Source organism: Streptomyces kebangsaanensis, from assembly GCF_001906585.1.
Taxonomy (GTDB): domain Bacteria; phylum Actinomycetota; class Actinomycetes; order Streptomycetales; family Streptomycetaceae; genus Streptomyces; species Streptomyces kebangsaanensis.
This window is the reverse complement of record NZ_JUJA01000110.1, coordinates 65520-85564: the sequence shown is the minus strand read 5'-3', so window position 1 is coordinate 85564 and position 20045 is coordinate 65520. Positions and strand designations below refer to the sequence as shown.

Sequence of the window (20045 nt, the reverse complement as noted above, 5' to 3'; positions counted from 1 at the left end):
CCTGGGGCGCGGTGGTGGTCCCCGCGGTCCCCGTGGCCGCGGTGTCCGCCGAAGCCGGGGCGGCAGCCGCACCCTGCTTGTAGTCGGCGAAGAAGTCCCACCAGGCGCGGTCTACGGAGTTCGGGTCCTGGAGGTACTGCTGATAGATCTCGTCGACGAGCCACTCGTTGGCACCGAACGCGGCCGCGGGGTTCTTCCCGGCTTGGTCCGTTTCGGTCGAGACGCTCGTGTTACTGGGGGACTGTGGCGACACAGCGGTAACCGCCCTCTTCCGCTTCACAAGATGATGGGACAGCGGGAATCAAGGCTACGCCTCTTGGACCGGCAAGGTGAGGTCGGGCCGCTTCTTCGTCACGTAAGTCACATCAAAAGCCGGGTTTCAGGGCTTGAATTGGCGGGAAACAAGCGTGGTTCCGCTGTACGTGGGAAGGGTGGGCCCGGGCCTGGCCCCTGGGAGTCGCAGGCCCCTGCCTGATCACACGTGTCCGTCAGCGGGGACGCTCGTGGATCTTGGTGGTCCGAGATCGAACTTTACGTCAACTTGGCAGAAGGGGAGAGCCCCGGAAGGGTGACGAGGATCCGGCAGCCACGCTCGGATTCGGCCACACCGATCCGGCCGCCGTGCAGATCCACCGCCCAGCGGGCGATCGCCAGACCGAGTCCGGTGCCGCCGTCGCTGCCCGGGCCGTGCGGCCGGCTCACCGCGCCCCGGTTGAAACGCTCGAAGACGCGGTGCCACTCCGACCGAGGGATGCCCGGCCCCTCGTCGAGGACCTCGATCTCCAGTGACTCCGGCTGCGGGCCGCGCCGCGCCTTCACCGTCACGCGCCCGTGCGGCGGGCTGTGCTTGACCGCGTTGTCGATCAGATTGGCGACGACCTGGTGGATGCGCTCGGGGTCCGCGTGGGCGGTCAGCTCCGGCGGGTGGACGTCGAGGTGCAGATGGACGTCCGTACGGGTGTGGCTGCCGGAGCCGGAGGCGATGCCCGCGCGGGCCGAGGCGACCATGTTGGCCTCCTTCAGCACGCCCGCCAGATAGGGCCACACCTCGAAGCGCCGCTGCTTGAGCGGCACCACGCCGTTGTCCAGGCGGGACAGGTCCAGCAGCGTCTCCACCAGCCGGCCCAGCCGCTCGGTCTGCTTCAGCGCCGTGCGCATGGTCTCGGGGTCGGCCTCGGTGACCCCGTCGACGATGTTCTCCAGCACCGCGCGCAGACCCGCGATGGGGGTGCGCAGCTCGTGCGAGACGTTCGCCACCAGCTCCTTGCGCTGACGGTCCTGGGCCTCCAGGTCGTCGGCCATGCGGTTGATCGTCTGGGCCAGGTCGCCCAGCTCGTCCCGGCGGTTCTCGCGCACCCGGCGCGTGTAGTCGCCGTGCGAGATGGAGCGGGCCACCGTGTTCATCTCGTCCAGCGGCGCGGTGAGCGAGTGCGCCACGAACTGCGTGATGAGCAGCGTGGCGATCATCGAGAAGACCGTGATGAAGCGCAGCTCCGTCGCCGTGCGCACCGCGACCAGCAGCAGACCCGTGGTGATCAGCACCGAGATGACGACCAGCGCGCCCAGCTTGGTTTTGATCGAGAACGGGCGTACGCCACCCCAGGGATCCCCCGGGTCCCTCCGTGCGGCCGGCCCGTCGCTCATGGGGTCGGTGTCTCCAGCGCGTAACCCACGCCGTGCACCGTGCGGATCCGCTCGGCGCCGATCTTCCGGCGCAGCGCCTTGATGTGGCTGTCCACGGTCCGGGTGCCGGAGGCGTCCGCCCAGTCCCACACCTCCGCCAGCAGCTGCTCGCGGGAGAGCACCGCGCGCGGGGTGTTCGCCAGGCACACCAGGAGGTCGAACTCCGTCGGCGTGAGGTGGACGTCCTCGCTGCGCACCCGCACCCGGCGCTGGGCGTGGTCGATCTCCAGTTCGCCCAGACGCAGGATGCCGCTGCGCGGCGTCGTCGCGGCGAGCGCGGCCCGCTCCATGCGGCGCAGCAGTACGTGCACGCGTGCGGCCAGCTCGCGCATCGAGAACGGCTTGGTCATGTAGTCGTCGGCGCCGACCCCGAGGCCGACCAGCATGTCGGTCTCGTCGTCCCGCGCGGTGAGCATCAGCACCGGCACCGGGCGCTGGGCCTGCACCCGGCGGCAGACCTCCAGGCCGTCGAAGCCGGGCAGCATGATGTCGAGGATCAGCAGGTCCGGCTGCCAGGCCTCGGCGGTGTCGACGGCCGCCGGACCGTCGCCCGCGGTCTGCACGAGGAATCCCTCGGCGCGCAGGCGGGTGGCGATGGCGTCCTGGATGGTCTGGTCGTCCTCGACCACCAGTACCCGGCGCTGGGCGCCGGGAGTGGCCGTCGTGCCGTTGTGCGCGGTGTGTGTCTGTTCCATCGCCCGCCCCTGAGTGTGCTTTCCGGAATCCGTGCGGTGATCCGTTGACTGCGCGTGATCGCGATTGACGCTTGAATGATCGGCGTCAGGTCAGCAGCGTACGGGGAGTCGCCGCGGCTTTTCTATCCAGGTCGGACCCCGAGGTGCACGACGTCGGGAACGCCCCGGGCAACGGGGATCTCTTCGGTGCGCACCTGTTGGAACCCGACATTCCGCAAGGTTCCTTCAAATTCCGGAGACGGCTTCGCCGACCACACGGCGAGCACCCCACCCGGCGTCAACACCCTTGCACAGCTTGCCAGTCCGGTCGGCCGGTACAGCTCCTCGTTGTCCTCGGTGACCGTCCAGTCGGGGCCGTTGTCGATGTCGAGGCACAGCGCGTCGAACGTGGCGGAAGTCTCATTGACGTACGCGACCAGATCGGCTTCGACGACCTCGGTGCGCGGGTCGGCGAGTGCCCGGGCGGTCAGTTCGGCGAGGGGGCCGTCGCGGTGCCAGCCGACGATCGCGGGTTCGCGCTCGACGACGGTGATCCGTCCCCAGCGGGGATTCGCGGCGGCGTGCACGAGTGAGAAGCCGACACCCAGGCCGCCGATCAGCACGCCCGGCTCGGGCCGGGCGTCCAGCGCGGTGAGTGCCGCGTCGACGAGGAGGCGCTCGGAGCGGCCGTCGGAGGTGTCCATCAGGAAGCAGCCGTTGGCGATGATCTGCAGCAGCGCGCCGTGCCGCCGCAGCACGACCTCGCCGTAGGGACCCTCGCGACGGTCCAGCACCACGGGGGCGTCGTACCAGGTGGTCATGGGGTCATCCTGCCCCAACACGCCGGTACGCCCACGTGGATAACGGGTGACACGCACGCGCGTGTGTGCGCTGTGCGAGCACGCACGACCGCGCCGCGGCGCGGTTTTCGTGATCGCTCACAGCGAACGTGAGGCGGGGAACAATCGGCGATCCCCGTGCATTGAGTCGGCAGAGCTCAACTTGACTGCCGAAGGGGAGATCATGGCTGCTGAGTCCACCGCGTTCACACCGCTCACCCTGCCCGTGCTGCCGCTCGACGACGAGGTCGTGCTGCCCGGGATGGTGGTCCCGCTGGATCTGAGCGACTCCGAGGTGCGGGCCGCGGTGGAGGCCGCGCAGGCCGCCGCGCGGGACGAGCCGGGCAAGCCCAGAGTGCTGCTGGTGCCCCGCGTCGAGGGGACGTACGCCGGGACCGGCGTCCTGGGCACGGTCGAGCAGGTCGGCCGGCTGGCCGGCGGTGACCCGGGCGCGCTCGTCCGCGGCCGCGGACGTGTGCGGATCGGGGCCGGGACCACCGGGCCGGGTGCCGCGCTGTGGGTCGAGGGGACGCGGATCGACGAGAACGTGCCCGACCCTTCCCCAAGTTCTCAACTCCGTTCGAACAAGGAAGACCCCCACCCCGGGCAGGTCGACACCCTTGTCAAGGAGTACAAGGCCCTCGCCACCGCCTGGCTGCGCAAGCGCGGCGCCTGGCAGGTCGTCGACCGCGTCCAGGCCATCGACGACGTCTCCGCGCTCGCCGACAACTCCGGCTACTCGCCGTTCCTCACCATTGAGCAGAAGCTCGAACTGCTGGAGACCGCCGACCCGGTCGCCCGCCTCAGGCTCGCCACCCGGCAACTGCGCGACCACCTCGCCGAGCAGGACGTCGCCGAGGCCATCGCCAAGGACGTCCAGGAGGGCGTCGACAAGCAGCAGCGCGAGTTCCTGCTGCGCCGCCAGCTCGAAGCCGTCCGCAAGGAGCTGCGCGAGCTGAACGGAGAGGAGGAGGGCGAGGAGTCCGACGACTACCGCGCCCGCGTCGAGGCCGCCGACCTGCCCGAGAAGGTCCGCGAGGCCGCGCTCAAGGAGGTCGACAAGCTGGAGCGCGCCTCCGACGCCTCACCCGAGGGCTCCTGGATCCGCACCTGGCTCGACACGGTCCTCGACATGCCGTGGAACGAGCGGACCGAGGACGCCTACGACATCCAGGGCGCCAGGGCGGTGCTCGACGCCGAGCACTCCGGCCTCCGGGACGTGAAGGAACGCATCACCGAGTACCTGGCCGTGCGCAAGCGCCGCGGCGACCGCGGCCTGGGGGTGATCGGCGGCCGGCGCGGAGGTGCCGTACTCGCGCTCGTGGGGCCTCCCGGTGTCGGCAAGACGAGCCTCGGCGAGTCCGTCGCCCACGCCATGGGCCGCAGGTTCGTCCGCGTCGCCCTCGGCGGCGTCCGCGACGAGGCCGAGATCCGCGGCCACCGCCGTACGTACGTCGGCGCGCTGCCCGGCCGGATCGTGCGCGCGATCAAGGAGGCCGGGTCCATGAACCCGGTGGTCCTGCTCGACGAGATCGACAAGGTGGGCTCCGACTTCCGCGGCGACCCGGCCGCGGCCCTGCTCGAAGTCCTCGACCCGGCCCAGAACCACACCTTCCGGGACCACTACCTGGAGGTCGAGCTGGACCTGTCGGACGTCGTCTTCCTCGCCACCGCCAACGTCCTGGAGGCGATCCCGGAGGCCCTCGCCGACCGTATGGAGATCGTGCGCCTGGACGGCTACACCGAGAACGAGAAGGTCGTCATCGCCCGTGACCACCTGCTCCCGCGCCAGCTGGAGCGGGCCGGTCTGCGCGCGGACGAGGTCACGATCGAGGAGGGCGCGCTGCGCAGGCTGGCCGGCGAGTACACGCGCGAGGCGGGCGTGCGCACCCTGGAGCGGTCCATCGCCCGGCTGCTGCGCAAGATCGCGGCCCAGCACGAACTGGGCGAGCGGGAGCTGCCGTTCACCGTCACCGAGGACGACCTGCGCGCGCTGGTCGGCCGTCCGCACCACGTGCCCGAGTCCGCCCAGGACCCGGCCGAGCGCCGTACGTCCGTCCCGGGCGTGGCGACCGGCCTCGCGGTCACCGGAGCCGGCGGCGACGTCCTCTTCGTCGAGGCGTCCCTCGCCGACCCCGAGACGGGCGCGGCCGGCCTGACCCTGACCGGCCAGCTGGGCGACGTGATGAAGGAGTCCGCGCAGATCGCGCTGAGCTTCCTGCGCAGCCACGGCGCCGAGCTGGAGCTGCCCGTGGGCGACCTGAAGGAGCGGGGCGTGCACATCCACTTCCCGGCCGGCGCGGTCCCCAAGGACGGCCCGAGCGCGGGCATCACGATGACCACGGCCCTCGCGTCCCTGCTCTCCGGCCGTCTGGTCCGCACGGACGTGGCGATGACCGGCGAGGTGTCGCTGACCGGACGGGTCCTGCCCATCGGCGGCGTGAAGCAGAAGCTGCTCGCCGCCCACCGCGCCGGGGTGACCACCGTCGTCATCCCCAAGCGCAACGAAGCCGACCTGGACGACGTCCCGGCCGAGGTGCTGGACGAGCTCGACGTCCACACCGTCACCGACGTCCGCCAGGTCCTGGAGCTGGCGCTCGCACCGGCGGCGGACGGTGCGGCGCCGGAGGTTCCGGTCGCCGCGTGACGGAGGCGACCGGATGAGAAGGCCCGGGTCCCGTGAGGGAGGCCCGGGCCTTCGCCCCGCGTGCCCACGAACGGGCGTCAGCCGTTGGCCAGTGCCTGCACCCGGTCGTAGGCGCCGTTGCCGTGTTTGTCCGGGGGGCGACCCCCGGGCCCCCGGCCGGGGATGGGTGCTCAGCCGTTGGCCAGTGCCTGCACCCGGTCGTAGGCGCCGTTGAACTTGTCGTGGTCACCGACCGTCGGCCCCGACGACGTGTACTGCCACATCGTGTGGAAGCCCCAGCCGGCCGGCAGCGTCCCCGGGTCCGAGGCGTAGCGGGCGATCCACAGCGGGTTGTTGGCGGCGAAGCCGCCGTGGTTGCCGGTGCACTGGGTCCACCAGCTGGTGGCCGTGTAGATCACGGCGTCCCGGCCCGTGCGGGCCCTGTAGGTGTTCAGGAAGTCGGCGATCCAGCCGACCATGGCGCTCGCCGACTTGCCGTAGCAGGCGTCTCCGTAGGGGTTCCACTCGATGTCGAGGACGCCGGGCAGGGTCCTGCCGTCGCGGGACCAGCCGCCGCCGTGGTCGACGAAGTAGTTGGCCTGGGCGGCGCCGCTGGTGGTGTCCGGGGTCGCGAAGTGGTACGCGCCGCGGAGCATGCCGATGTTGTACGAGCCGTTGTACTGCTGGGCGAAGTAGGGGTTCGTGTAGTACGTCCCCTCGGTGGCCTTGGTGTAGGCCCACTTGACGCCGCTGTTCCACAGCGTGGACCAGGCGACGTTGCCCTGGTGGCCGCTGACGTCGACGCCCTCGGTCTGGGTGACGGCGGCGAGTGACGGTGTGCCGCCGCCCCGGCCGTCGTGCGCCAGGACGCCCATCCCCAGGTACGCCGAGCCGCGGGCGGGTGCGGTGGCGGCGGCGGAGGGGAGGGTGAACAGCAGGGAGAACGCGGCGAGCAGGATTCCCGCGGCGGTGAGCCGCCGCGGGCGGGCCGTTCCGGATCTGTGCACGGGCATGGCGTGCCTCCGAAAGTTCGGTGGTGCTCGGTGGGGGGAAACGCGGGCACGCCCCGTTCCGCTGGGGAGGGCGGGTCACCGCCGGATCGCGGCCGTAGCCGCAGGTCACGGCAGTGGCGTGAGCATGCCAGTGGTTGCCTGGTCAAGAAGCTACGCACGTAGACCCCGCCTGGGAAGGGGATCCGGGGCCCGCCGTTGGTCTACGCCTGCGAAATACTGACGGAGCTGCGGCGATGGGCCGGACTGGCGGAAACTTTCAGCAACGGGAAACTTCAGGCAGGGGCTGACGTGCACGAAGACGCAAACCGCGGCGGACGTGAAGTCGCGTCCGGCGCGTCACCGAGTGGTGTGGACCGGGAATTCCTCTCCCTGGAGCGGGAACTGACGGTGCTGTTGCGGCGCGCGAGGGCCAACCAGGGCGAGATGGCCCGCGAGGTCCATCCCGACCTGGAGTCCGCCGCGTACGGTCTGCTGGTCCGGCTGGAGGAGTGCGGCGGCCGACGCGCCACGGACCTCGCCGCGTACATCGGCGTCGGCAAGGCCACCATGTCCCGCCAGCTGCGCGCCCTGGAGGAGCTCGGCCTCGTCGCCCGCGAGCCGGATCCCGCGGACGGGCGGGCCTGGCTGGTGGCCCTCACCGAGGACGGCCGCCGCCGCGTCGGCCAGGTGCGCGAGGCCCGCCGCGCCCGCTACGTCAGCCAGCTCGCCCACTGGGACCGCCGCGAGGTGGCCGAACTGGCCCGACTGCTGCACCAGTTGAACGGAGTCATGGAGAAGTAGCCGCCCCCGGCCGGCCCCGAGCGCCCCGGTCGGCCCCTGACCGGTCCTCGGCCGGCCCCGGCGATCCTCAACCGGCCCTGACCGGCCCCCGGTCGGCCTCGAACGACCCCTCGACCGGCCCCCGGTCGGCTTCCGACCGGCCCTGGCCGGCCCCCCGGTGGCGCTCAGTTCGGCCCCCGGCCGGTCCTCAGGGTTCCACGAACACCACCGTCGCGTCGTCGTGCGTCTTGCTGCGCCGCAGGTACGTCCGCTCCTCCTTGTCGGCCGCCTCCAGGGCCCGTACCCGCTCCACCAGCGCCCGCGCCCCCTCCTTCCGTACGAGGCCGACGCACCGGACCCAGTCGCCCTCGCGGAACTTCTCCACCCAGCGCGCCGCCCCGTCGGTCAGCGCGGCCAGCGCGCGGACCTCGTGGCGCGGCACGCTGCCCGTCACGGCCCGCTCCGCCACCGAGGGGTCCGCCGCCGCGGTGAAGAAGCCGCCCTCCTTGTTGCGGACGACGGCGTCGATGAGCGCGTCGGTGGCGAGCGAGGCCCGGGGGAGGCGGGCCAGCCGGTCGTCCAGAACGGGGATGACCGAGCCGTCGGCGGACTCCAGCAGCAGCACCGAGTCGGACAGCACCAGGTAGTCGACCGTCTCCGCCGACCAGCGCGCCAGAACGACGGTCGACTGAGGAGTGCGCGGGTGAGAAAGGTCACAGGTCGCGGCGTGGGGTTCGGCGGTACGGAGAATCGCACGCGAAAGAATCTCCGGCAGCGTCAGATCTGGGCAGGAAACGGTCAGTTCGGTCAGTGCTCCGCCGAGCCGGGTGGTGAACCACGAGACCGAATGCGAACACCCCGTCCCGGTTCTCGGTGGCGTCACTCCGTCCAGGACGACAAGGCAACCACCCTGTCCAAACGCGGGCAGTCCGACACTCGCGAAGTCCTCGTTGGGGCGGTCGCGGTGGCCGGGCTCCGAAACAACCTCAGTGCGCATCCAGCCAGTCTGCACGAGCCCTTCACAAGGTTTGCGAAAGGGTGGCAATCAGTCGGGAAATGGCGCGGCGACGCAGGTCAGGCGTCTGTTTTGAGCGGGAATGGAACGCTCCGGGAAGGTGTGGCGGCGAATATTGCCAAAGCCTGCCGCGGACGTCCAACCGGCCCCCCGCACACGCCCGGCGCACACGCCGGAGGAACTTGCCCGCCAACTCCCCTCCGGGGTTCACTCCTTCGGGTGGCCGGTCGGACGATGCGGGACCACCACCCACCGGCACTGGGAGGGTCGGGGACCGATGCAGGTCCCCCTGCTCCTCGTGGTTCGAGCGGAGCCGAGAGCGCGGGGGAGGGTGTACGCGCCTGTCCGCGCCGGCTGACGGGGGCACCACCCGGGCCCATGAGTACACGAGTACAGGAATGCGAGCACCGGTGCAGAAGACGCGGCCTCGGCGCACAGGCAAGAAGACGGCCTTGGCAGGAGACCCGGAGCAGACGCCCGGCACGCCCGGCACGCCCGGAAAGTCCGGCACGCCCGCTGCCGCCCCCGTGGGCAAGGGGCGCCCCACCCATGTACGCAACCGCCTGATCGCCGCCGTCGCCGTCGTGGCCGCCGCCGTGGCGGGCGCCGGCGCCCCTTCGGTGATCGCCGCCTCCGGGCAGCTGAGCGACTCCCAGGAACTGGTGACGCTCGCCGAGCAGACCCAGGACGCGCTCACCCTCGCGCACTCGCTCGCCGACGAGCGCGACGAGGTCACCTCCTACCTCGCCGCGGGCCGGCCCAAGTCCAAGGCGCCCTCCGAGCAGCGCAGCACCCGCGTGGACCGCCAGGTCGACGAGTTGCGCGCCGACCCCGACACGCCCGCCCGGCTGCGCAAGGACCTCGACGGCATCGCCGCCGTGCGCCGCGCCGCGCTGACCGGGCAGAGCACCGCCCTGCAGGCCCACCAGGCGTACTCCACCGCCATCGCCGAACTGCACCGGCTCGCCGAACAGCTGGCCGAGCGGATGCCGACGCGCGCCGGCTCCGGGGCGTACGCGCTCGCCGAGCTCGACACGGCCGTCCAGCAGGCCGCCGCCGCCCGCGGACTGCTGCTCGCCGCCCTGAACGTGCCGTACTCCACGCAGACCGTCTTCGACCCGGTGACCGGCCTGCCCACGCAGGCCGCCACCTCCTCCGAGGCCGACACCAAGCAGCGCGACGCCCTCAGCGTCGCCGCCCAGCAGGCCCGGCTGCGCTCGGACGCGGCCCTCGCCGCGTTCCGCGACACCGCGCCCCAGGCCGTCAAGGCGTCGTACGGCTCCACCGTGACCGGGCCCGAGGTCGACTCCGCCGAGAAGTACCTCGCCCTCCTCACCGACCAGCCGACGCTCTCCGACGACGAGCTGAACACCAGCGTCAAGAAGGCCGGCGCCGCGCTCAGCGCCCGCGTCGACCTGATGCGCGGCGCGGAGTCCTCCCTCTACGACCGCCGCACCAAGGACCTGGCGAAGCTCCGCGACGACGACGTCACCTCGCTGGAGATCCGCATCGCCCTGCTCGGCGGGCTGCTGCTGGTCACCATCGGCGTCGCCACCGCGCTCGCCCGCACGCTGACCCGCCCGCTGGCGGTGCTGCGCCTGGGCTCGGCCCGGCTGGCCGGCGCGGCCGACCCGGCTGCCGAGGAACCCGTCAGGTTCACCGGCCGCAACGACGAGTTCGCACAGGTCATCCGCTCCGTCAACGCCCTGCACGCACAGGCCGCCGCCCTCGCCGAGCGGGTCGCCACCCTGGAGGCCGACCGCAAGCACCTGCTCGGCCAGCGCCAGAAGATGGCCGACGTCCGCGAGGAACTCCAGGCCGAGCTGAAGGAGTCCACCGAACGGCTGGAGCGGCTGCGCTCCGGCATCGGCGGCACCTTCGTCAACCTGGCGCTGCGCACGCTCGGCCTGGTCGAGCGGCAGCTCACCGTCATCGAGGGCCTGGAGGACAGCGAGCAGGACCCGGACCGCCTGTCCACCCTGTTCAAGCTCGACCACTTCGCCACGGTCATGCGCCGGCACAGCGAGAACCTCCTCGTGCTGGCCGGCACCGAGCACGTCCAGCACACGGCCGGCCCGGTCCCGCTGGTCGACGTCGTCCGCGCCGCGGTCAGCGAGATCGAACGCTACGAGCGTGTCCGCATCGCCTCCCTGCCGCCGCACGCCCACGTGGCCGGCTTCGCCGCGGACGACCTGTCCCACCTGCTGGCCGAACTCCTGGAGAACGCCACCTCGTTCTCCCCGCCCGACCAGCCCGTCGAGGTCTCCGGCTGGCTCCTGGAGAGCGGCGAGGTCATGCTCTCCGTCCAGGACGAGGGCATCGGCGTGACCGCCGACCGGATGACCCGCCTCAACGCCCGCCTCGCCGACTTCGACCCGGAGGCCTCCTACGACCAGGAGGCCGAGGACGGCCTGGGCCTCGGCCTCTACGTCGTCGCCCGCCTCGCCCAACGCCACGGCGTACGCGTCCAGCTGCGCGAGCAGAAGCAGGGCGGCACCGCGGCGGTCGTGGTCGTCCCCCAGCCCCTCCTGACGCCCGTCCCCGCCGCCCCCGCCTCCGCACCGTCCTCCGCCGACACCGCCGGCGTGTCGCTCCCGGGCGCCGACGCCGAGGCCAACTCCAACGTCCTCCCCACCCGCACCGAGCCGGAGAAGCCGGCCCCGGAGCCCCCGGCCGAAACGACGATGGAGCTCCTGCTCCCGTCCCAGGCGGGAGAACCGGCCCCGGAGCGAGGGACCCCGGAGCGAGCGGCCCCGGAGCGAGCGGCCGTCGACGGCGAGGACGCCCCGCAGGGACCACCCGCACCCGACCACGAGACCCGCACGGGTGATGCGGGTGGGAACGAACCGGCCGAAGGCGAAGCCCAGGCCGCGGAACCCGCTCCGTCTCCGCAGGACCCCGCGGAGGCGGAACACCAGCGCACCCCCGACGAGACCCAAGAAGCAGAAGAACACGTCACCGCCAAGGGCCTCCCCAAACGCACGCCGAGGATCACCGCGCCCACCGAGCCCCCCCGCCGGCGTGGCGCCTCCGTCGACGCCGAGGAGCTGCGCCGCCGACTCGGCGGCTTCCACCACGGAGCGAAGGCGGGACACCGCGACGTGGAGGCGGAGATCGAAGACCGGAAAACGGGGGGCACAGTCGAGGAGGCAAGCAGTTGACCGCGCCCAGCACCTTCGGACTGAGCAGTGAGGCCCGCAACCTGCACTGGCTGCTGACCAACCTCGTGGAGGAGGTCCCCGGCATCCAGTCAGTCGCCGTGGTCTCCTCCGACGGCCTCCTGCTCCTCTCCTCCGACCCCGGAAGGAACGACGAGGCCCGCCAGGCCGGCGCAGCGCCCCGCACCGGTCCCCGCGGCTCCGCCGCCGACCTCGCCACCATCGTCTCCGGCATCGGCAGCCTCACCGTGGGCGCCGCCAAGCTGATGGACTCCGGTGCCGTCAAGCACACCATGGTCGCGATGGACGAGGGCAGCCTGTTCGTCATGTCGATCAGCGACGGCTCGCTGCTCGGCGTGCACGGCTCCGCGGAGTGCGACATGAGCGTCGTCGCGTACCACATGGCGCTCTTCGTCGGCCGCGCCGGACACGTCCTGACGCCGGAACTCCGCAGCGAGCTGCGCAAGTCCCTGGAGTCGGAGGACGCCGGGAGGCCCGGGGGAGCGGCCCGATGAGCAGCTCCCCGAAGAGGAAACTCCCCGTCCGCGGCGGCGACCGCAAACCCGCCCGGGTCCGCCCCTACTCGCTCACCGGCGGCCGCACCCGCTTCGGCCACGTCCTCCTCGTGGAGACGTTCGTGGCCGCGCTGGAGGCCCCGCAGGAGCGCAAGGAGCTCGCTGGGGGTACCTCCCAAGCGTTCAGCATTGGGGGAGGCTCCCTCACCACCCGGGTGATGCCGGAGATGCGGGCCATCGTCGAACTGTGCCGCCGCATGCGCACGGTGGCCGAGATCGCCGCGCTGCTGAAGATGCCGCTCGGCGTGGTCCGCGTGCTCCTGAGCGACCTCGCGGACCAGGGAAAGATCCGTGTGTACGGAACCGGGACCGGCCACGGCACGGGCCGGCCGGACCGCGCTCTGCTGGAAAGGGTGCTGAGTGGACTCCGCCGTCTCTGACTCCGCCGTCACCGACGCCGACGGCGTCGTCCCGCTCGTCGACGAGCCCGACGAGGAGCTGAAGTCCTGGCAGACGGACCGCACCCGCGCCCCGATCGCCACCAAGATCGTGGTGGCCGGCGGCTTCGGCGTGGGCAAGACCACGCTGGTCGGCGCCGTCTCGGAGATCACGCCGCTGCAGACCGAGGCGCTGATGACCGAGGCGAGCGAGGAGACCGACGACCTCACCGCCACGCCGGGCAAGACGACCACCACGGTCGCCATGGACTACGGCCGCATCACGCTCGACGACGACCTGGTGCTCTACCTGTTCGGCACGCCGGGCCAGCAGCGGTTCTGGTTCATGTGGGACGACCTGGTGCGCGGCGCCATCGGCGCCGTGGTCATGGCCGACACCCGCCGCCTGAAGGACTGCTTCCCGGCACTGGACTACTTCGAGAGCTGCGGGCTGCCGTACGTCGTCGCCGTCAACCACTTCGACGACACCGAGATGTTCGAGCCGGAGGACGTGCGGGAAGCACTGACGATCCCCGCGCACATACCTGTCATGATCATGGACGCCCGGCGGCGGACCTCGGCCATCGAGGTCCTGCTGGCCCTCGTGGCCCACGCGCTCGAGGAGACCCCCGAGTAGCACCCGCGGAACCCGCCCCCGAGCAGTCAGTCAGCGAGCAGCCCAGAAGCCGTAGGAGGCAGCACCCGCATGCGGAGAATACTCGTCGTGGGGGCCGGCCAGTCCGGTCTCCAGCTCGCCCTCGGTCTCCAGTCGCACGGGTACGAGGTCACCCTGATGTCGAACCGGACCGCGGACGAGATCCGCTCCGGCCGGGTCATGTCGACGCAGTGCATGTTCCACACCGCTCTCCAGCACGAACGGGACCTGCAGCTGAACTTCTGGGAGTCCCAGGCCCCGAACATCGAGGGGCTCGGCGTCTCGGTCGCCGCCCCCGGCTCCCACGACCCGGGTCCCACGCAGCGCGCGATCGACTGGGTGGGCAGGCTCGACGGGTACGCGCAGTCGGTCGACCAGCGGGTGAAGATGGCCGGCTGGATGGAGACGTTCGCACAGCGCGGCGGCCGGCTGGTCATCCACGGCGCCGCGGTCGGCGACCTGGACTACTTCTCCCGCGCCTACGACCTCGTCCTCGTCTCGGCGGGCAAGGGCGAGCTGGTGTCGATGTTCGAGCGGGACGCCTCCCGCTCCCCGTACAGCGAGCCGCAGCGCGCGCTGGCGGTGGCGTACGTGCACGGCCTGGCCCCGCGCCCGGAGCACCCGGACTTCGACGCGGTGCGCTGCAACATCGTCCCCGGTGTCGGCGAGATGTTCATCATGCCGACCCACACCCTCTCCGGCCGCGCCGACATCCTGTTCTGGGAGGGCATACCCGGCGGCCCGCTCGACGCCTTCCGCGGCGTCAAGGACCCCGGCGAGCACCTGGCGCTGACGCTGGACCTCATGAAGACGTTCCTGCCCTGGGAACACGCGCGGACCGCCGGCGTCGAGCTCACGGACGCGAACGGCACCCTGGCCGGCCGCTACGCCCCGACCGTGCGCAAGCCGGTCGGCCGTCTGCCCGGCGGCGGCGCGGTCCTCGGTGTGGCGGACGTCGTCGTCGCCAACGACCCGATCACCGGCCAGGGCTCCAACTCGGCCTCCAAGTGCGCCGCCACCTACCTGGCGGCGATCCTCGAGCACGGCGACGAGCCGTTCGACGAGGAGTGGATGCAGCAGACGTTCGACCGCTACTGGGCCACCGCCCAGCACGTCACCAAGTGGACGAACGCCATGCTGGCCCCGCCGCCCGAGCACGTCCTGAACCTCCTCGGGGCGGCCGGTGAGCTCCAGCCGGTCGCCGACCGCTTCGTCAACTGCTTCGACGATCCGGCCGACCTGGAGAACTTCTTCTTCGACCCGGACAAGGCCCAGGCCTACCTGGCCGAGGTCGCCGGGGCGTCCGCCGCGTAGAGGCCCGCGTCCGGTCCGTCCAGGGCGCCCGGGGGAAGCCGCGGAGGCGCGTAGCGCGGCAGGGGCGCCCCGCCCGGATCGGGCCGTACGGCCCCCAGCACCGGGTTGGCCGCGACCGGCGACACCTTCACCCTGGCGCCGGGCCGCGGCGCCTGCACCACCATGCCGTCGCCCAGGTAGAGGGCGACATGGGTGGCCTCGGGGAAGTAGACGACCAGGTCGCCGGGGCGCAGCTCGCCCAGCGGAACGCGCTTCAGACGGGCCCACTGCTCCTGACTGGTGCGCGGGATGGGCGTCCCGGCGTGGCCCCAGGCCTGCGAGGTCAGCCCCGAGCAGTCGTACGCCGCCGGGCCCGCCGCGCCCCACTGGTACGGCTTNCTGCCGCACCGCGTAGCGCACGGCCTGTTCGCCCTGGAGCGACGGCGGGCGCCGGCCGCTGAGCACCCCGGAGGCCAGGAACGTCCGCTGGGCCACGGCGATCCCGCTCCTCTCGAACTCGGCGAGCGCCGCCAGCCGCTCGGCGCTGAGCGAGGCCAGCAGCCGCTCCACGCCGTGCAGCCGTCCTCGTACGTCGTCCCGGGCCCGCTGCTGCCGCCGGGCGAGGGCGAGCTGCGTGTCGTACGCCTCGCGGGCGGCGCGGGCGAGGACGTCCGCCTTCTTCTCGCCGGCGGTCAGCCGGTCGACCGCCTCCGCCCGCTCCCGCGCCGCCTGTCCGATCACATGCCCCTCGTCCAGGGCCTGCTGCGGGTCGCGGGCCATCAGCAGCCGCAGGTACGAGGACAGGTCGGTGGTGCTTTCCTGGTACTGCTGTCGGGCCAGCCGGCCCGCCTCCGCGCGGCTGCGGTCCAGGGCGAGCCGGGCGCGGGCGAGGGCGGTGTGGAGGCGGACGGCCTCGGCGCGCTGCTTCCTCAGCCGCTCCTCGGTGGCGTTGTAGGTCTCGGTGGCGTGCTCGGCCTGCCGGTACAGCGTCCTGAGGTCCGTCAGCAGCTCGGCCACGGACCGCTGCCCGGGCGCGGGCGGGCCGGGCGGGCCGGGCGGGCCGGGTGCGGCGGGTGCGGTGGGTGCGGTGGGTGCGGCGGGTGCGGTGGGCACGACGGGTACGGCCGTGGCGGCCACCGGTGTGAGGGCGGCCTGCGCCGCCACCGCCGCCGAACACAGCAGACGCGGCACTCTTCCTGACACGTCATCACCTCCGGTGCGGGGCGGCGTTTCCGCTCCGCACGGTGAGGATTAGACGTATGAGACGTATGAACCGACTGTGTGCGCATCCCTTGCGCCACACGGCGCAACGAGGTCACCCCTCGGTGTCACCCGGCTTGCCACCGGCCCGGGAATCCGGCTTGGACCACGGCCACCTCAGCCGGGCGCCGGCCCCTCCCTCGGGATCGAACTCGTACTTCCACCCCCGGGGCAGTCCCAGCCGCTTGCTGTGCCCGCGCGGCACCCGCCGGTAGACGAGCACGGTCGGCGGTCCGCCCGCGGCGTCCGGCACCGGGATGCGGTACGTCTTCGGCGGGTTCCCGGTGGGCCCCACCAGCACGGGCAGCACCCGCCCGTCCATCGGCCCGCCCTCGAACGGGGTGTCTTCGCTCTTCACGGCACCAGTGTCAGCCATCCTCGGAGGCCAGCACGCGCCGCACCAGCGCGGCGGTCTGTTCGTCCCGGGCGGCGGTCACGCCCATCACGGCCGTGAACTGCTCGACCAGCCAGTCCCGCAGCTCCCCGGCGGGCGGCTGCTTGCCCTCGTCGAGCCAGATCAGGGAGGCGGCCTCCACGGCCGTGATCCACATCCGTACGGTCATGCGCAGCCGCGGACCGGGGTCCGTGGCCCGGAGGTGGCTGAGGATGTGCTCGGCGGCGGCCCTGCGCACCCCGTCCACGATGGCGGTCGTCCGGGAGGTCTCCGCCACGCTGCCGCCCCGGAGCAGCGCGGTGAACCCGGCGCCGTGCCCGTCGACGAAGGCCAGGTAGCGGTCCAGGGCGCGGGCGAGGCGGGGGAGCAGCGGGCCCTCGTGCGGCTCGTCGAAGCAGTGCCGCAGCTCCTCGGCGGCGGAGCGCAGGGCGGCCTCGTACAGCTGCTGCTTGCCGCCGGGGAAGTACCGGTACACCAGCGGCCGCGACACCCCGGCCGCCTCCGCCACGTCGTCCAGCGACACCTCCTCGGGCGCCCGGTGCGCGAAGAGGGACAGCGCCGCGTCGAGCAGTTGGGCGCGCCGCTCCTCGACACTGAGCCTTCGGTATGCGGGGGTGGGCGGGGCAGGGCTCATGACGTGCAGCGTAACCGTGCCGCCCCGGCGGCGCCCCCCTGCCCGGAGAGCCCGGGGCGGGCACGAGCGCCCGCGGCTCGTCACGCCAGCAGCCCCGACGACTTCCACAGCCGCCGGCCGACACCCCGCAGTATCCCGATGTCGTCCAGGAAGTCCGTCAGCCGCCTCGCCCCCGTCCGCATGACCTCCTGCCGATGCCCGCTCGCCTTCACCTGGGCCATCGCCTCCCGCTTGTCCAGTCCCACGTTCGTGTAGACCTCGGGGTTGATGAAGGCGACGGAGAACACCCGGGCGAACTCGCCCGAGGTGATCCGGGTGAACTCCTGCGACCACTTCGGCGCGGTCACCATCTGCCGCCGCAGCTCCTCACGGGCGTACCGCACGTGCCGCGCCTCCTCCACGACGTGGATCCGCGTCACGCCCCGGATCAGCGGCTGCACCCGCTCGTCCGGGAACGTCAGCCGCTGCATCCAGTCCAGGACCTCCTCGCCGAGCAGGGTCGCCGTGAAGGACCCGGGCGTCGTGGAGACGGTCTTGAACAGCCGGCCGAGGTTCTGGTGCACCCGGCTCACCGGGTACCAGGGCGTGCCGCCGCGCGAGATCACGCGGGCGAACATCTTCGAGTGCCGGCACTCGTCCTCGATCTCGGTCAGCGCGTACCGCACATGCGCGCTGGTCGCCGCCTTGTCGTAGATGTGCCGGACGAGCAGCTGCATGAGGATGAGCTCGAACCAGATGCCGAGCGAGGCGAGTGCGGCGGCCTCGTGCCGGGAGAGCAGGATCCGCTGCTCCTCGCCCATCCGCTTCCACAGCGGCGTGTCGTACAGCGACACCAGCTCCGGCGGCCAGAACCACTTGCCCTCCTCGAAGGGCGCGTCCCAGTCCAGCTCCTCGTCCGGGTCGAAGGAGTGCCTGGCGGAGGAGTCGAGCAGCCGCTCGGCCACCTGCTCCCGGTCCTTGAGCAGGCCGAGGGCGTCGCGCACACCGGCGAGCGCGTCGGCTTCCGTCACGGTCGTCATGGCTGTGTCCACCTCGTCGTACGGGATGTGGCCGGATCGGCCCTCCGACCCTTATGAGACTGCTTGTCAGCAAGCCCGTCAATCCCTTGCACACGACTTGTTGACCCGGTGTCTACGTGTGAACCTGCGGAGTATGCCGACCTACGACCTGTACGCCAGGAATCCGGGGGACCCGCACTGGCAGGTCCCCGCGAGCGGAGCGGCCCGCTTCAGCTGGGAGGCCATGTTTGTTGGCCAGAAGAACGGCTCCGGCCGCGAGAGGCTCCTCGCCCTGTACCAGAAGGGCAAGGACAAGCAGTGGGACGGGCAGAGGCGGATCGACTGGGACCTGGAGGTGGACCCGTACGACCCGCTCGGCACCCCCGAGGAGACGATGACCCTCTACGGCACGCCGTACTGGGCGAGGATGACCGACCGGGACAAGGGCGAGCTGCGCCGGCACTTCGCGTCCTGGCAGTTCAGCCAGTTCCTGCACGGCGAGCAGGGCGCGATGATCTGCGCCGCGCGGATCGTGGAGTCCGTCCCCGACCTGGACGCCAAGTTCTACTCGGCGACCCAGACCATGGACGAGGCCCGGCACGCCGAGATCTACGGCCGCTTCCTGCACGAGAAGATCGGGATGGTCTACCCGATCAACGACAACCTGCAGTCCCTCCTCGGCGACACCCTGCGCGACAGCCGCTGGGACATGCCGTACCTGGGCATGCAGGTCCTGATCGAGGGCCTGGCGCTGGCGGCCTTCGGCATGATCCGCGACACCACGAACAAGCCGCTGCCCAAGCAGATCCTCGCCTACGTCATGCAGGACGAGGCCCGCCACGTGGCCTTCGGCCGCATGGCCCTGCGCGACTACTACCGGCAGCTCACCGACGCCGAACTGCGCGAACGCGAGGAGTTCGTCATCGAGGGCTGCTACCTGATGCGCGACCGCCTGCGCGGCGTCGAAGTCCTGGAGAACTTCGGCATCCCGAAGGCGGAGGCGGAGGAACTGAGCGAACGCTCCGAATTCCTGCGCCTCTTCCGCCAGTTGCTCTTCAGCCGCATCGTCCCCTGCGTCAAGGACATCGGCCTGTGGGGCAAACGCCTCCAGCAGGCCTACGTCGACATGGGCGTCTTCGAGATGGGCGACTCCAGCCTGGACCAGCTGATGGCCCAGGACGAGGAGATCGCGGAGAAGCTGGACGCGGAACGCTTCGAGGCGGAGGAGCGGGAGCGGGTGGCGGAGGTGGAGGAGGCGATCGAACAGGGTCAACGCCTCGGCGGTTGATCACCTGATCGGAGGGCGAGTCGGCATATGCGCCTCGGTACGCTGGACGTACCAGCAGACTCCGTCGCATGGGAGTAATCATGAGCGCCGCACGCGAGTACGGGCTGGACGAGGACTACGAGTGGCCCCGTCCGCCGGCCGGCGGCTGGACGGCGGACGACCTGGACCGGCTCCCGAACCTGCCTCCGCACACGGAGCTGATCGACGGGAGCCTCGTCTTCGTGAGTCCGCAGACCTCGTTTCACATGCGTACGATTCGGCTGCTGGACCTCGCTCTGCTGGACCAGGTGCCGGGCAAGTTCGACGTCTTCCGCGAGTTCACCGTCACGCTCAACCGCCAGAACCGTCCGGAGCCGGACGTCGTGGTGGTCCGCGCCGACGCCGACACCGGGCCCAAGGACACACGGCTCCTGCCCGAGGACGTCGTCCTCGCCGTCGAGGTCGTGTCCGAGGATTCCGTGGCGCGCGACCGCGAGGTCAAGCCCCGCAAGTACGCCGGGGCGGGAATCCCGCACTACTGGCGGGTCGAGGAGGAGCAGGGCCTTCCCGTCGTCTATGTCTACGAGCTCGACTCCGTCACCAGGTCGTACATCCCCAACGGGGTCTACCGGAACCGTCTGAAGCTGGCGGTTCCGTTCGACATCGACATCGACCTCACCGCCGTCGACCGTCGCCGCTAGACCGAGCAGCCCAGTCCCTCCGGCACTTCGCCGGGCACCGGTTCCGACGCTTCCGGCGGGAACGACGTCCGCAGGGTGAAGGCGTACGGCGTCGGGCCGTCGGCCCGAAGACGGAGCAGGCGGG

19 protein-coding genes and 2 pseudogenes are annotated in these 20045 nt (G+C 71.7%); 9 read left to right on the top strand and 12 right to left on the bottom strand.

The genetic code is table 11. The features are described 5' to 3' along the window. From RH94_RS16215 to RH94_RS16200, 4 genes are all read right to left on the bottom strand, one after another. A partial coding sequence (locus tag RH94_RS16215) for a 2-oxoglutarate dehydrogenase E1 subunit family protein (RefSeq protein ID WP_143204025.1) occupies positions 1 to 253 on the bottom strand: 253 nt, incomplete at its 3' end. 278 nt (positions 254 to 531) lie between these two features. Then, positions 532 to 1644: a sensor histidine kinase gene (locus tag RH94_RS16210; RefSeq protein ID WP_073948289.1), complete on the bottom strand. Its 1113-nt coding sequence runs from the start codon at positions 1642 to 1644 to the stop codon at positions 532 to 534. Beyond that, positions 1641 to 2378 carry a response regulator transcription factor gene (locus RH94_RS16205; protein ID WP_073948288.1) on the bottom strand — a complete coding sequence of 246 codons (738 nt, stop codon included), beginning with the start codon at positions 2376 to 2378 and terminating at the stop codon, positions 1641 to 1643. Before RH94_RS16205 ends, RH94_RS16210 begins: the two co-directional genes overlap by 4 nt. 122 nt (positions 2379 to 2500) lie before the next feature. Then, positions 2501 to 3178 carry a spermidine synthase family protein gene (locus RH94_RS16200; protein ID WP_073948287.1) on the bottom strand — a complete coding sequence of 226 codons (678 nt, stop codon included), beginning with the start codon at positions 3176 to 3178 and terminating at the stop codon, positions 2501 to 2503. A 202-nt stretch (positions 3179 to 3380) separates the two neighbouring features. Between RH94_RS16200 and lon the strand changes: the two genes are divergently transcribed. Next, positions 3381 to 5843: an endopeptidase La gene (gene lon, locus RH94_RS16195; protein WP_073948286.1), complete on the top strand. Its 2463-nt coding sequence runs from the start codon at positions 3381 to 3383 to the stop codon at positions 5841 to 5843. Between the two features lie 170 nt (positions 5844 to 6013). On the opposite strand, the gene RH94_RS16190 is transcribed toward lon, so the two are convergent. After that, complete coding sequence (locus tag RH94_RS16190) at positions 6014 to 6835, bottom strand: lysozyme (protein WP_073948285.1); 822 nt, start codon at positions 6833 to 6835, stop codon at positions 6014 to 6016. A gap of 288 nt (positions 6836 to 7123) precedes the next feature. On the opposite strand from RH94_RS16190, the gene RH94_RS16185 reads away from it, so the two are divergent. Continuing rightward, positions 7124 to 7615 carry a MarR family winged helix-turn-helix transcriptional regulator gene (locus tag RH94_RS16185; RefSeq protein WP_073948284.1) on the top strand — a complete coding sequence of 164 codons (492 nt, stop codon included), beginning with the start codon at positions 7124 to 7126 and terminating at the stop codon, positions 7613 to 7615. Between the two features lie 187 nt (positions 7616 to 7802). Here the strand turns inward: RH94_RS16185 and RH94_RS16180 are convergent, their stop codons facing one another. Further along, a complete protein-coding gene (locus tag RH94_RS16180) occupies positions 7803 to 8591 on the bottom strand; it encodes a protein phosphatase 2C domain-containing protein (protein ID WP_073948283.1) in 789 nt (262 codons plus the stop codon). A 416-nt stretch (positions 8592 to 9007) separates the two neighbouring features. On the opposite strand from RH94_RS16180, the gene RH94_RS16175 reads away from it, so the two are divergent. From RH94_RS16175 to RH94_RS16155, 5 genes are all read left to right on the top strand, one after another. Further along, positions 9008 to 11770, top strand: a complete 2763-nt coding sequence (locus RH94_RS16175) for a nitrate- and nitrite sensing domain-containing protein (protein WP_199880974.1) — start codon at positions 9008 to 9010, stop codon at positions 11768 to 11770. Continuing rightward, entirely contained in the window at positions 11767 to 12282 is a 516-nt protein-coding gene (locus tag RH94_RS16170; RefSeq protein WP_073948282.1) for a roadblock/LC7 domain-containing protein, read from the top strand. Before RH94_RS16175 ends, RH94_RS16170 begins: the two co-directional genes overlap by 4 nt. After that, the gene (locus RH94_RS16165; RefSeq protein WP_073948281.1) at positions 12279 to 12722 is read left to right on the top strand and encodes a DUF742 domain-containing protein; all 444 of its coding nucleotides are present in this window, start codon (positions 12279 to 12281) and stop codon (positions 12720 to 12722) included. Before RH94_RS16170 ends, RH94_RS16165 begins: the two co-directional genes overlap by 4 nt. Next, positions 12703 to 13356, top strand: coding sequence for a GTP-binding protein (locus tag RH94_RS16160; RefSeq protein WP_073948280.1), 654 nt, complete (start codon positions 12703 to 12705; stop codon positions 13354 to 13356). The genes RH94_RS16165 and RH94_RS16160 overlap by 20 nt, the downstream gene beginning before the upstream one ends. A 69-nt stretch (positions 13357 to 13425) precedes the next feature. Next, the gene (locus tag RH94_RS16155; RefSeq protein WP_073948279.1) at positions 13426 to 14688 is read left to right on the top strand and encodes a styrene monooxygenase/indole monooxygenase family protein; all 1263 of its coding nucleotides are present in this window, start codon (positions 13426 to 13428) and stop codon (positions 14686 to 14688) included. Here the strand turns inward: RH94_RS16155 and RH94_RS43530 are convergent. From RH94_RS43530 to RH94_RS16135, 5 genes and pseudogenes are all read right to left on the bottom strand, one after another. Continuing rightward, a pseudogene (locus RH94_RS43530) lies at positions 14652 to 15065 on the bottom strand (C40 family peptidase); the annotation flags it as partial. The gene RH94_RS16155 and the pseudogene RH94_RS43530 overlap by 37 nt on opposite strands. Before the next feature lies 1 nt (position 15066). After that, positions 15067 to 15870, bottom strand: an 804-nt coding sequence (locus RH94_RS16150; protein WP_234425808.1) for a coiled-coil domain-containing protein, incomplete at its 3' end; no start/stop codon positions are given. Between the two features lie 112 nt (positions 15871 to 15982). After that, entirely contained in the window at positions 15983 to 16285 is a 303-nt protein-coding gene (locus RH94_RS16145) for a hypothetical protein (RefSeq protein WP_073948278.1), read from the bottom strand. 10 nt (positions 16286 to 16295) lie between these two features. Then, on the bottom strand, positions 16296 to 16955 hold the full coding sequence (locus RH94_RS16140; protein ID WP_073948277.1) for a TetR/AcrR family transcriptional regulator: 660 nt from the start codon (positions 16953 to 16955) through the stop codon (positions 16296 to 16298). 80 nt (positions 16956 to 17035) lie between these two features. Then, positions 17036 to 17974, bottom strand: a complete 939-nt coding sequence (locus RH94_RS16135; RefSeq protein WP_073948276.1) for an AurF N-oxygenase family protein — start codon at positions 17972 to 17974, stop codon at positions 17036 to 17038. 133 nt (positions 17975 to 18107) lie between these two features. Between RH94_RS16135 and RH94_RS16130 the strand changes: the two genes are divergently transcribed. Beyond that, the gene (locus RH94_RS16130; protein WP_073948275.1) at positions 18108 to 19241 is read left to right on the top strand and encodes a ferritin-like domain-containing protein; all 1134 of its coding nucleotides are present in this window, start codon (positions 18108 to 18110) and stop codon (positions 19239 to 19241) included. A gap of 80 nt (positions 19242 to 19321) precedes the next feature. After that, positions 19322 to 19921, top strand: a complete 600-nt coding sequence (locus tag RH94_RS16125; RefSeq protein ID WP_073948274.1) for a Uma2 family endonuclease — start codon at positions 19322 to 19324, stop codon at positions 19919 to 19921. Here RH94_RS16125 and RH94_RS43525 read toward each other — a convergent pair. After that, positions 19918 to 20045: pseudogene (locus RH94_RS43525) on the bottom strand (DUF3291 domain-containing protein); the annotation flags it as partial. The gene RH94_RS16125 and the pseudogene RH94_RS43525 sit on opposite strands and share 4 nt — an antisense overlap.